Genomic DNA, 13,059 nt, shown 5'->3' on the forward strand with positions numbered 1-13,059 from the left:
ATGATAAAGGTAATTGGTAATATATAGGTTTAATGAGAGTTACGAATAAGGGGGGAGCATATGAAGAAGGATTTGGATAAGAAAATAGAAGCACTCGAAACGGCAATTGAAACGATTCAAGAAGCACTTGCTGAATTAAAGGTGAAGCAAAGGGAAATAGAAGTAGAAAACGCTCAGCAACATGTTAGTAAGGATAAGAAAGAATATATTGAAACGGTAATGGAGGAAAAGCCAAAAGAAGAAATAGTTAAGATAAAAGAGCCTTTGCAAGAACGTGAGGTAAAACAAGTAGATATATCTGCTTTTAAACCAGAGCCATTTAATATTATTAAGTTTTGTCAAACGTGGTTACCACGTGTATTTGTCGGTATTATGTTGCTTGGAGTGATCTGGTTATTTAAAGCAGGGGTAGATGCTGGTTTATTAACACCAGCGATACGAATTGTGTTTGGTATCGCAGTATCTATCGGGTTGTATTATATAGGAGATATTCAAGTTAAAAGAGAGCGGCAAGCGTTAGGATTAGTATTAGCTGGAGGAAGTATTACCGGGATTGTTCTAACAACGTTTGCAGCACATTATTTATACGGATTTATTCCGGCAAGTGTCGCGTTTCTCTGTAATATTGCATGGGTTATTTTAGGCATTTATTTAGCGAAAAGATATCAATCGGAATATCTCACTATTTTCGTAGCGGTCGGAGCGTTCTTCGTACCATTTTTGTTAAATAGTACGACTCCTAATCCTTATATTTTCTTTGGATATGAGACAGTGTTAACACTTAGTTTATTATGGTATGCGTTGAAAAATCGTTATAAATATTTATATATGATTTCTTATGCTGTTGCTGCCATTGTCCTTTTCGTTTTCTTTGCTGTTATGTCAATGTTAGTAGAGAACTTGCAAATACAGTTAACGATTGTATATGGTTTGATTCATTTACTATTATTTTGGCATATGTTTACGGAGAGAAGTTTTATACCAGAACCGCGTTTGGCGATATTTAGTGCGAATGCAGTTTTCTTTATACTAGCTATTGCTAAAATACCTGATTTTACAACATGGGGATTGATTATTAGTGCAATTGTGCACGCTGCTATGTTTGTGCTTGAGTATAGGAAGAATAGACATTCTACATTTACAAATCTCTTATTTGGTTTCACAATGGGAGCATTTAGTTTAGCGATTTTATACGAGTATAGTTTAGTGAATGCAGCGATCGTACTATTATTACAAGGTTTCCTTGGAATGGTTACTTCTATTAAAGGAAAACAACAGATAAAATTGTATGTTAGTGCAACGATTTACGCGATTGGAATGATACAAACGATTTTTAGTCCGTTTGATCAATTTATTTCGGCAGGCTTTGTTGCTCATATTATTTTAATAGGAACATTCTATTATTGCATGAGACAAGCGAAAGAAGTGTTAGCGAGTTTTGGTAAGTATGTGTACTCTATAGCGCTCTACTGGTTAATGGTCATTGTATTTATTACAATCACTAGAATTGGTGAAGTTCTTTCTACAGATGGAAGTATAATTAGCGTATCTGTATCGTTATTATGGATGATATATGCGTTATTTGCAGTTTGGTTTGGCCGTTATAGACAGATGAATGAAATATTATATGCTGGATTAATCGTATTAGTAGTAACGGTAGGGAAGTTATTCCTACTTGACTTACCGGAGGTTTCGATGATGATTAGGGCAGTGTTATTCCTAATCGTCGGTAGTATAGGTATCGTTATTTCAAGAATGTTTTTCTCAAAAGAAGAGAAGTGAAAAGAAGGCAATCCATGTATGGATTGCCTTTTTCATTATTTTTTATTAATCGTTACAGTTTCATTATATTTCGCTGTTGTATTTTGACGTAGACGAAGCGTTGCTTGTCCAGTTGTATTTGAATCAATCTGTACATTTACAACTTTTTCAGCAGAGCCTAAGCTGTTTGTTGTGAAAGAGAATGCACTACTATATCCGAAAGCAGATGGCCAAGTGCCGTTTGTATTTTGAACTTTTGCTACTTGTGTTCCACCAGTAGTGAATATACCTAAAGAATAGTTGTTATAAGTTGTATTAGGTAGGAAGTTGTTTACTTGAATCTTCATTTGGAAAATTTCATTGTTTGGTAGAATGCTAGGGTGTGTAACGACGTAGTCGCTTGTTGTTACCGCACCGTTATAACCGTATGAACCTGGTTTAAAAGTATTTGTATTAAACCATTGATAACCTGCATTTGGTGCACTCCAAGGTTCAGGTTGTGGTTCTGTTGATAAGCTTGGCTGTTCAAATGTTTGTAGAGCTGTAGGTGAATCAAGTTGTAAACCATTTACTTGATCTAAACTTGTAAATGTCTCTTTATTCGATAACCAATTTACGATGTTTTCTAATAAAATCGCATCGTTTTCTTCTTTATAACCATCGTAAGTTTTCTTTGTTTGGCCAGAATCTTCACGAACGTACTTTGGCGTTGCATCTTCAACAGGAGAAGAGTCACCAATAAAGGCAGCTTTTCCAAGTCCTATTTTTGCAATTGCAGCATATGGGCCTTCTGCAATACCACCGCCATTATAAACGCCACTATCAACAGCGTTATTCCATTTTGATGGATTTTCTGGAAGGTAAACAAGTCCTTTTGCTAGTTTTGGGTTTGTAATTGCTAGAGTAGAACCAGCATGCATTGCTACAGAAGAAACACCTTTTGTAATTCCGAAAGATTGTTCAGGCGATACAATTGTTTTCGCTGAAACATCACCAAGTGCATTGTAGCGGAAGCGAATACCGAAGTTGTCAGATAGCCAATCAGAGCTTTCTACTCCTTGCATAGCTTGTGAATTTGCTTCTTCATTAGACATTCCTTTTGCTGGATTATCCCAAGCACCGCGTCTATATCCATTAAATACTTCAGAAGAGTCCCAGCGATTTTTATTACGATCCGCATTGTAATGATCGGCAATAAAGAAGATACTACCACCATTTTTTACATATTGTAACATAGCGTCCTGCTCAGATTTTTTGTAAGGAATATTAGCTTCTGGAACGATAAATACATTGTAACCATTTAGGTCTTCGTACGTAATAGGTGTTGATTTACGAAGTTCTTTTACGTGATATCCGTTTTTTGCAATGCCGTTTCCGAAGTCAGAAAAGCCGCCGTCAATAACCCAGTCAGCTGTCCCAGCAGTTTGACCGTGTGTATTATCGAATAATACTTTCTTCCCATTGTTTTGATTTACAACTTTTGCAGCAATTTCAGGAGCTGGGTCTACAGAGCTTTCGGCATAAGTAGACGGTATGAACGAGGTCCCTATACTTAGTGTAATTGCTGTTGCTAAAGAAAATGTAATCCATTTTTTATTCTTCATAGAAGAATCCCCCTAATAATAAATATATGTGCTTTAATAATGTAATTTATTTTTCTGTAAAAATAAAGACGGAAAACATAAAAAATATTAAAAGATTGTAAAAATACCGTGAATTTTGTTGAGAAATATTTATATAGATATAAAAACACCCCTTCCAAGTAATAAGGAAGGGGTGCTTTGCTTAACTAATTTTTGAGTTAGGTGTTTCATCAATCTTATGAAACCCTTTCATGTAATATACGATTGCTAAGCCGATAAGCCAAATTGGGCCGACAATCAATGCAATTCGTGTATCTTCTGAATACGCCATTATACCTAGTACTAATACAAGGAAAACGAGTGAGAAATATGAGCTTAATGGGTATAAAGGCATTTTATATGATAACTTTTGTTTATTTTGAGTAGGTAAGCTTTTACGGAATTTAATTTGAGCAACTAATATAATTCCCCAAGTCCAAATTGCGCCGAAAGTTGAAATGCTAGTAAGCCATGTAAATACCTTTGCAGGTACGAGATAGTTTAATATAACACCAATGAGTAAAACGATAGCAGTTGCTACAATTCCTTGGCTTGGAATGCCGTTTTTATTTAAACGACCAAATCTTTCAGGAGCTTTTTTCTGCTGAGCTAATGTAAATAGCATACGGCCTGTACTAAATAAACCACCGTTACAAGAAGAAAGAGCTGCTGTTAATACGACAAAGTTAATAATACCTGCTGCTTTTGCGATACCAATTTGCTGGAATGTTAATACGAATGGGCTTCCTTTCTCACCAAGTTCGTTCCATGGATAAATTGCCATCATAACGAATAGCGCTCCTACGTAGAACAGTAATATTCTCCAAAATACGTTATCAATTGCTTTTGCGAGTGTTTTCTTCGGATTTTGAGCTTCACCAGCTGTGACACCGATTAATTCAACGCCTAAATAAGCGAATAGTACCATCTGCATGGAGAGTAGTAACCCAGAAAAACCATTTGGGAACCAGCCACCATGTGACCAAAGGTTTGAAATACCAGTAGCGATACCACCGTTTCCGAATCCGAATAAAATAATACCAGCGCCGACTACTATCATACAGATAATTGTGACAATTTTAATGAGAGCAAACCAAAACTCAAGTTCTCCAAATACTTTTACTGATAAGAAGTTAAAAGCGCTCATTAACAATAGAGCAAGTAATGCCCAAGTCCAGCGCGGGATATCTGGGAACCAGTACTGCATGTAAATACCAGCTGCTGTAATTTCAGCCATACAAGTAACAACCCATAAGAACCAGTAATTCCAACCAGTAATATAACCAGCGAGTGGGCTGATATAATCATATGCATATTTACTAAAAGAACCGGCAACAGGTTGTTCAATTGCCATTTCCCCGAGAGCTCGCATAATGAAAAAAATAACGAGTCCGGCAATCATATAGCCTAGTAAAATAGAAGGACCGGCTAGTTTAATAGCGGAAGCGGATCCTAAAAATAGCCCAACACCAATAGCTGAGCCAAGTGACATTAAAGTAATATGTCGTTCTTTTAAACCACGATTTAAAGTTCCAGATTTGTTTGTGTGCTGCATAAGAAGAATCCCCCTTGTAGAGTGAACGATATTTGAATGCGTTTGTTAAATGTTTAACTATTTCAAATTATAAAACATTTCTATCTGTTATGCTACAAAAATAATCATAATGAACTGTACTACATCTGTACTTGTCAGACTTAAACTTAAAATTCGAACTATTAGGGAATATATTGACTCTTCTTTTTATTGATTGTTAAGATTAAGTATTATATTTTCTCACATACTAGTAAGAAAAGAATGTGTGATAATAATTCAGGTGTAGGAAGGGTACATAAGCATGTTTCAATTACAAAAATATAACACTTCTGTGAAGCAAGAGTTTTTAGCTGGCATCACAACTTTTTTTACATTTGCGTATATTCTTGTCATCAATCCAAAAATATTATCTGATGCAGGTGTACCATTTGACCAAGCGTTTACAGCAACAATTATTGCCACCGTTGTTGGAACAGTAGGTATGGCAATTTTCGCGAATTACCCGATTGTTATTGCTCCAGCTATGGGAATGAATGCATATTTTGCTTATTCTGTTGTACAGAAGGCAGAAGGGATTACATATGTAGTTGCCTTTTCAGCTGTATTTGTAACGGGGATTATTTTTCTTTTATTATCTTTTACTTCGTTTAGGCAAAAGTTAATTTTAGCAATTCCTGATAGTTTAAAGCATGCAATTGCAGGTGGAATTGGACTATTTATTGCTTTTATTGGATTGCGCCTTTCTGGAATTATCGTAGATCATCCGTCTAATTTAGTTACGATTGGTGATTTTCATTCTCCAGCTGTTATTTTAACTTTAATTGGTTTAATATTAGCGGCGGTATTAATGGCATTACGTGTGAGTGGTGCATTATTTATTAGTATGATTGTGACAGGAATTATCGCCTTCTTTACAGGGCAATTGAAGTTTGCTGATAAAATTGTGGCGATGCCTCATTTGCCAGAGGGTATTATCGTTTCAAACCCAACCAATGCATTTTCAGATGTAATTGAATACGGATTATATGGTGTTGTATTTTCATTTTTACTTGTACTTTTATTCGATACAACAGGTGCATTACTTGGTTTAATTAAACAAGCAGGTTTAATTACAGACAATACAGAGAAGCGTTTTGGTAAAGCGTTTATTGCAGATGCAATTGGAGGGACTACAGGTTCTATCTTTGGAACAAGCCCAACAGCAGCGACGATTGAATCGTCAGCAGGTATTGCTGCAGGTGGGAAAACTGGATTAACAGGGATTGTAGTTGTTGGTCTAACAATTATAACGGCATTTTTCAGTCCTGTTATTGCTTCTTTATCAAGTGTGGCCGCTATTACAGCTCCTTCATTAATTATAGTAGGTAGTTTAATGGCACAAAGCATTCGAGATATTAATTGGAATGAATTTGAAGATGCGTTACCAGCATTTTTGATTTTTATAGGTATTCCGTTAACATCTAGTATTGCAAATGGAATCGCAATTGGGTTTTTAGTATATCCAGTTTTGAAAATTGTGAAGGGTAAAGGAAAGGAAGTACATCCATTACTATACTTATTTACAATTTTATTTGGATGTCATTTATTCTTATAATATAGATATAGGAGAGGGAGCTTCTTATGAGAGGCTCCTTTTTTGTGTATAATAAAGTGAGACTATAGGCAGTAGGGAGGATCCCCACTGTGTATTAGCCCGCACTAATTGGAATAAGGTGAAAACTTAATTGGTTTTGTAAAATATAAATCACTTAAAGGAATATATATGTTACAATAAAGGTAGAGGAGGAACATGAATGGCTGTAAGTAAAATAAAAGTCGCGCGTGTTCAGTTAGATTTAACACAGCAACAATTAGCAGAAAAAGTAGGCGTTACAAGGCAAACGATTAGTTTAATTGAGAAGGGGAAATACAATCCATCTTTAGATTTATGTTTGAAAATTTGTTATGCAGTAGATAAAACGTTGAATGAGTTGTTTTGGGAGGAAAAGGAGTGATAGGATGAAAATCGTGAAAGATGAACGTTTAATGATTGAAGGGTTAAAACATATTAGATGGGCTTTCATCTTACAAAATATCGTCATACTAGCTATCATCTTTTACCGCTATGTCTTGCAAGAGGCAGGATATGAAAGTGTTTCGGATTTATTAATGATATTTATTGGCGGGATCGTAGTTATTAACTTCTTAAATTTAAAACATTCTGTAGAGGTATATGAGCACACAGGCGGAGTGTCACGTAGCTATTTCATGAAATTATTATTAATTCCAGTAGGTATTATTATTGGGATATTAGCTGTTTGTATCATTGTAACACCAGATATCTCGATAAAAGAAATAAATATAACAGCACTTATTATGTTTGCTTGTTTTTTAGTTCCTAGTTTATTTATCTACATATATATGAAAAAGATAAAAAGTGAAGATTGAAATATAAGAAAAGCTTTCCCGTATTGAGGAAAGCTTTTCTTATATCTTTTTATACAAAACTTTATGAAGGCCAATCGGTTCAATTTCAAAGATTTCACCATGCTCTTGAAAGTCTAATCGCTTGTAATAGTCAGTTACAGTAATACGGCTATTACACCATAGAATGTTTGCTTTCCGTTCTTTTAAAATTTGTTCTGCCTTCTGAATTAAGGAGCTTCCAGCTCTTTTGTTCCGAAAGTTAGGTAATGTTGCCATTCCTCGTAGTCTATAATGGATACCATTTTGCAAATCAGGATATATTTCTTTTGAGAAGGAAGCGATGCTAATTAACTCATCGTTTATAAAGGCACCTAAGTGGAATGTGTCTTTTTCGTAGTCAGAAGAGTATTTACAGTCTGCTAGGGACTGATTGGGACGCAACACCGCTTGGCGTAATAAGTGTGTCTCGGATGCATCAATATACTGCACAGTAATCATATTATCATCCTTTCTTATAAACCTTTTTCTATAAGTTGTATAAAGAAGTATGCAGGTGCAGCGAGAAGGCCGAGTATACTAGCGGTTCCTAGAAGGAGTGAAAGAAAAAGGCATGAGTATTTAACTCCATTTGATTTTTTCCAACCATAGCTGCAAATTTCAATGCTAACACCGATGAGAATAATGGCGACGAGTACTTCTGCTAATAATAAGAGAGCTAAAGTTACAATAGACATAATGTAATCCATCCTCATAATATGTGATAGTAACATTTTACCATATAAAAATTAAAAAATGCCCCTCAATTATGTGGGGGGCATTTTTTTACTCTAATATGTTTTTTAGTGTATCGATATGCTCTTTCGAACCTGTTACAAGTAATGTATCACCGTGTTGTAGTCTTGTATCACCATGTGGTATTAATGCTTTATTAACGCGGTAGATTTGAATGACAAGTACATCACCTAAAAACGGGAGGCGGCGAAGCGCAATGCCGTTATATTTATTGCTGCGCAGTTCAACTTCGCGTACTGTTTCGTTTGCTGTTGTAATTAAGCGAACGAGACTAGGTTTATCAATAAGTGCACGTAATAAAATACGTGTAGAGTTAATTGTTGAGAATACAGCGATATGTTCTTGCGTTGCTTTTTCTTGTAGAAGTGGATCTTCTACACTTGCAATAACATGTTCAACACCTAGCTCTTTTGCATGTTCTGCCAATAATAAGTTTTGTTCATCATCGCTTGTTGCAACAACGACGCGATCTGCATCAAATGCTGTTTGTTCAGTTAATGATGCAATTGTGATGTCATCTAATTTCACGATAGGAAAGTCATGTGATTTCGCTTCTTCATCATTTATTTTGTTTTGACGCATCATATATAGCGTTACGTCATAATCTTCTCGTTTTAAATCTAGTGATAACGGAAGGGTAATTCTGCTCGCGCCAATAATAGCTACTTTTGGTTTTGGTGTTTCTACTTTTGGGAACATTTTTTTAAATAATATAGGTGCAAAAATACAAGTAATAACTGCGCTTAAAATAAGAGAGGCAGATAAACTTGGACTGATAATCCCCAGTTTTTCACCAATTTGTGCAGCCGCAATAACTAAAGAAAGTGTCGATGTTAATAAAATTGCACTTCCAAGTACGATATTACGTGGATACCATTTTCGTAAGACGAGTGATGGTAAGAGTTTTGAAATAAAGAGTCCTACAATTAAGATTGGGATCATTAGCATGCTAGAAGGCTCTTTAAAAATAGACCATACCTCTAGATTTACACCAACCATTACGAAGAAAATAGGGATGAAGAAACCATAGCCGATGGAATCAAGTTTTTCAACCATATCTTCATTTGGTGATAATAACGATACAAGTACGCCTGCTAAGAAGGCACCTAAAATATTTTCTGCTCCAACAGATTCCGATAAACCAACTAAGATTAAAATGAGTGCAAAAACAGCCCGTGTATCAATTTGTACACTACCAGCTTTTAAACTATCTAAGTATGGAATGTTTTTAAAGCGTTTTGCAATAAAGTAAATGACAATACCGGCACCGAATAGAAGAAGTAAGAGCCACATACTTTGGCCGCTTTCGGAATTTAATCCGACGAAAACAGCGAGTAAAATCATTGTAACTAAGTCTGCAATAACAGCAACTAATAAAATGATTTGTCCGATTGCAGTTTTTCCTAGGTTGTTCTCTTTTAATGTTGGTACAACAACCCCTAAAGAAATAGTTGAAATAATTAAAGTCATGAACATTGCATTATCTACGAATCCTAGCCATACGAATAGTAATGATAGGGCATAAGATAAGATGAAAATAAATAAGAAGATAATGCTTGCTGCTTGAAATGTATTTGGCTCGTTTGTCGTATTTTTTTTCCCTTTTTGTTTAAAGATAGAAAAATCAATTTCTAAACCGCTTAAGAACATGAGGAAGATAAATCCTAATGTTGATAAAACTTGAAGCCATATATCTGGCTCAATAATATTAAACCCACTTTTACCTACAAAGATTCCTGCAATAATTTCTGCAACGACAACAGGAAGTGCTTTTAATTTAAAGCGTTGTAACAAAAGGGGAACGAAAAACGCGATTGCAACGACAACCATAAGTGATAGAACAGAAGTATGATGTTCCATTGCGTTCTCTCCCTTCAAATAAATATAGTACCTATTTAGCCATATAATAGGTAGAAAAGCAACGCATATGGATTCGATTTCATAAAGAAAGACTTTTCTTAACATTTGTCATAATAAGTATATTTTTCATGATTCTGTTGTTAATTCCGTAATGTGGATGTAATAGGGGAGGGGATAAAAAAAGACTGCTGAGGAATCTCAGCAGTCTTTTTCATGTACATTACATTGAGAAGAAGATCCATACAGTTAAACCAACTGTTGCAGTTGCAACGAAGAAACTGTATATCATTGTAAGAATTTGAACTCTTCCTTCTCCTTCTTTTAAATGCATGAACATAATTAATTGTAACAATGCTTGCGCAACAGCCATGATGATAATAGTTGTTAAGACTGTTGAAAGTGGCAATGTTGTGTAAAGTGCCACGTATAACGCTAGAAACGTTAATGCAAGCGATAAAATAAATCCGAAAACGTGTGACCAAGGGAATCCGCTATGCGCATGCCCATTTGCTTGATTGTTGTTTTGAGCCATTTACGCCACCATCCCGTTCAAGTAAACTAGTGTGTAAATGAAGACCCAAACAAGGTCAAGGAAATGCCAGTATAAGCTGATAATGAATACTTTACGAGCTGTAACTGGTGTTAGACCTCGTTTTAAAATTTGGATAATAACACAAATTGCCCAAATGATACCGCCTGTTACGTGGGCTCCATGCGTTCCAAGAAGAACGAAGAATGCAGATAGGAAAGCACTTGTTTGAATTGTTGCGCCTTCACCAATATACATAATGAACTCTTCAATCTCGAAGAATAGGAAACCTGCACCTAAAAGTAATGTAAGGACGAACCATCCAAGCATCGCTTTTTGGTTGTGCTTACGCATTTCGTGAATTACGATACCACATGTGAAACTACTTGTTAAAAGTAGTAATGTTTGAATTAAAAGCGTTTTAAGTTCAAACAGTTGCGCTGGAGTTGGGCCATCTGCCGTACGACCAGCAAGGACTAGATAAGAGGCGAAAAGTGTTGCGAACAGCATAATTTCAGCCCCAAGAAAAATCCAGAATCCTAGGATATTCAATCTGCTTTGTTCGGATTGATATTCCAAAGGTAAGCTTTTATCTAAAGCCGCCATGTCATTTCACCTCTCATGCTATATGTTCTGTTTCTTTAATTTCATCAACACTTACGTAGTAACCATCGTCATAATCGAATGAACGATAGATTAAGCAAGCTAAAATACCAATACCACCGATTGCTGCAAGCCAGAACCAGCTAAATACTAATGCGAAACCTGCAAGACCGAAGAATAAAGACGCAATAATAGGCACACCAGAGTTACTTGGCATGTGAATTGGTTTGATATCTTCTGCTGCTGGTGTAACTGTTTCTCCGCGTTTTTTCATGTACCAGAAAGCATCAGCTTCTTTAATTTCAGGAAGCTTTGCGAAGTTGTAATGTTGTACAGGAGATTGAGTTGCCCATTCAAGTGTACGACCATCCCATGGATCTCCAGTTGTGTCACGTTCACCGTGACGTGCACTCCAAATTACGTTGTAGCAAAGAAGTAGGAAGCCAATACCCATCATTACCGCACCAACAGATGCGATTTGGTTTAGCCATCCCCATCCAAGACTTTCAGAGTAAGTGTACATACGACGAGTCATACCGTCTAAACCTAAGAAGTACATTGGGAAGAAACAGATGTTAAATCCGCTCATAAAGATCCAGAATGTCCATTTACCTAGGCGTTCATTTAACATATGACCAGTCATTTTTGGATACCAGAATGTGAATCCAGCAAGCATAGCGAATACTGTACCTGCGATTAATACGTAGTGGAAGTGAGCAATTAGGAAGTAGCTGTTATGGTATTGATAATCAGCTGCTGCCATTCCAAGCATAACCCCTGTAACCCCACCGACTACGAAGTTTGGAATAAATGCCAATGACCAAAGCATTGGAACTGTAAAACGAATACGTCCTTTATACAGTGTAAACAACCAGTTAAAGATCTTAACCCCGGTTGGAATCGAAATCGCCATTGTCGAAATCGAGAAGAATGAGTTAACCGCTGGACCTGCACCCATCGTGAAGAAGTGGTGAAGCCATACGACGAAACTTAGTAAAGAAATTGCAACCATTGAGTATACCATCGCACTGTAACCGAATAGACGCTTACGTGAGAATGTACTAATGATTTCAGAGAAAATACCGAATGCCGGTAAAATAACGATATATACTTCAGGGTGACCCCATACCCAGAACAGGTTGGCCCATAACATCGGCATACCGCCGCTCGCCATCGTAAAGAAGTGAGCATCGAATAGACGGTCAAATGTCATTAATGCAAGAGCAACTGTTAATACTGGGAAAGCGAAAATAATGATAATTGTTGTAATTAAGATTGACCAAGTAAACATTGGCATTCTCATTAAAGTCATACCAGGTGTACGCATTTTTAAGATAGTAACAAGGAAGTTAATACCGGTCATTAGCGTACCGAGACCTGAAATCTGTAATGCAATTGCGTAGTAGTTATTTCCTACGCCTGAAGTAAACTCTGTACCTGCCATTGGGAAGTAAGAAGTCCACCCAGCGTCTGGAGAACCACCGATTACGAAAGCGATGTTGAATAACATTGCTCCGACAAAGAATAACCAGAAACTTAAAGCATTTAAGAACGGATATGCAACGTCACGAGCACCAATTTGTAATGGTACTACAAGGTTCATTAATCCCATAACGAATGGCATTGCCATGAAAAGAATCATTACTGTACCATGCGTTGTAAAGATTCCGTTATAGTGTTCAGCGTTTAAATAAGTTGTTTCTGGGAATGTTAACTGTGCACGGATCATTAAACCATCCATACCACCGCGGAATAACATGATAACCGCAGAAATAATATACATGGCTCCGATTTTTTTATGGTCAACAGTTGTCAACCATTCGTCCCAAAGCCATTTCCATTTTTTATACTTTGTTAGTACGAAAATGATTGCTAATGTCACAAGAACGATAGAAGCGTCTGCACCGTAAATAATCGGGTCACCTGTGACAAAGAATTCATCAAGCTTCACT

General features: G+C 36.3%; 12 protein-coding genes. 4 read left to right on the forward strand and 8 right to left on the reverse strand.

Annotated elements, in window-relative coordinates; genetic code table 11:
• Positions 1-60: 60 nt before the first annotated feature.
• Positions 61-1,782 (forward strand): DUF2339 domain-containing protein, encoded by a 1,722-nt coding sequence (locus DN403_RS16740; RefSeq protein WP_000710908.1) that lies wholly within the window; start codon positions 61-63, stop codon positions 1,780-1,782.
• Positions 1,783-1,817: 35 nt separating this feature from the next.
• Here the strand turns inward: DN403_RS16740 and DN403_RS16745 are convergent, their stop codons facing one another.
• Positions 1,818-3,365 carry a hypothetical protein gene (locus DN403_RS16745; protein WP_000791515.1) on the reverse strand — a complete coding sequence of 516 codons (1,548 nt, stop codon included), beginning with the start codon at positions 3,363-3,365 and terminating at the stop codon, positions 1,818-1,820.
• A 181-nt stretch (positions 3,366-3,546) separates the two neighbouring features.
• Entirely contained in the window at positions 3,547-4,938 is a 1,392-nt protein-coding gene (locus DN403_RS16750) for an amino acid permease (RefSeq protein ID WP_001164901.1), read from the reverse strand.
• A gap of 280 nt (positions 4,939-5,218) precedes the next feature.
• Between DN403_RS16750 and DN403_RS16755 the strand changes: the two genes are divergently transcribed.
• The 3 genes from DN403_RS16755 to DN403_RS16765 all read left to right on the forward strand — a co-directional run bounded on the left by DN403_RS16755 (position 5,219) and on the right by DN403_RS16765 (position 7,344).
• The gene (locus DN403_RS16755; RefSeq protein ID WP_000487187.1) at positions 5,219-6,511 is read left to right on the forward strand and encodes an NCS2 family permease; all 1,293 of its coding nucleotides are present in this window, start codon (positions 5,219-5,221) and stop codon (positions 6,509-6,511) included.
• Between the two features lie 199 nt (positions 6,512-6,710).
• A complete protein-coding gene (locus DN403_RS16760) occupies positions 6,711-6,911 on the forward strand; it encodes a helix-turn-helix transcriptional regulator (RefSeq protein ID WP_000301184.1) in 201 nt (66 codons plus the stop codon).
• Between the two features lie 4 nt (positions 6,912-6,915).
• Positions 6,916-7,344 carry a hypothetical protein gene (locus DN403_RS16765; protein ID WP_000706646.1) on the forward strand — a complete coding sequence of 143 codons (429 nt, stop codon included), beginning with the start codon at positions 6,916-6,918 and terminating at the stop codon, positions 7,342-7,344.
• A gap of 39 nt (positions 7,345-7,383) precedes the next feature.
• Here the strand turns inward: DN403_RS16765 and DN403_RS16770 are convergent, their stop codons facing one another.
• The 6 genes from DN403_RS16770 to qoxB form a co-directional block, all read right to left on the reverse strand.
• The gene (locus DN403_RS16770) at positions 7,384-7,821 is read right to left on the reverse strand and encodes a GNAT family N-acetyltransferase (RefSeq protein WP_000633848.1); all 438 of its coding nucleotides are present in this window, start codon (positions 7,819-7,821) and stop codon (positions 7,384-7,386) included.
• Positions 7,822-7,835: 14 nt separating this feature from the next.
• Positions 7,836-8,093, reverse strand: a complete 258-nt coding sequence (locus tag DN403_RS16775) for a DUF4022 family protein (RefSeq protein WP_003260542.1) — start codon at positions 8,091-8,093, stop codon at positions 7,836-7,838.
• A gap of 52 nt (positions 8,094-8,145) precedes the next feature.
• On the reverse strand, positions 8,146-9,975 hold the full coding sequence (locus DN403_RS16780; protein WP_000399964.1) for a monovalent cation:proton antiporter family protein: 1,830 nt from the start codon (positions 9,973-9,975) through the stop codon (positions 8,146-8,148).
• A 220-nt stretch (positions 9,976-10,195) separates the two neighbouring features.
• Positions 10,196-10,507: a cytochrome aa3 quinol oxidase subunit IV gene (gene qoxD / locus DN403_RS16785; RefSeq protein ID WP_000068425.1), complete on the reverse strand. Its 312-nt coding sequence runs from the start codon at positions 10,505-10,507 to the stop codon at positions 10,196-10,198.
• Positions 10,508-11,110, reverse strand: coding sequence for a cytochrome aa3 quinol oxidase subunit III (qoxC, locus tag DN403_RS16790; RefSeq protein ID WP_000729316.1), 603 nt, complete (start codon positions 11,108-11,110; stop codon positions 10,508-10,510).
• A gap of 13 nt (positions 11,111-11,123) precedes the next feature.
• Positions 11,124-13,058, reverse strand: a complete 1,935-nt coding sequence (qoxB, locus tag DN403_RS16795) for a cytochrome aa3 quinol oxidase subunit I (protein ID WP_000762373.1) — start codon at positions 13,056-13,058, stop codon at positions 11,124-11,126.
• Position 13,059 lies beyond the last annotated feature (1 nt).

Origin of the sequence: Bacillus sp. AY2-1 (assembly GCF_008368965.1) — a bacterium.
In the GTDB taxonomy this organism is placed as follows: Bacteria; Bacillota; Bacilli; order Bacillales; family Bacillaceae_G; genus Bacillus_A; species Bacillus_A thuringiensis_S.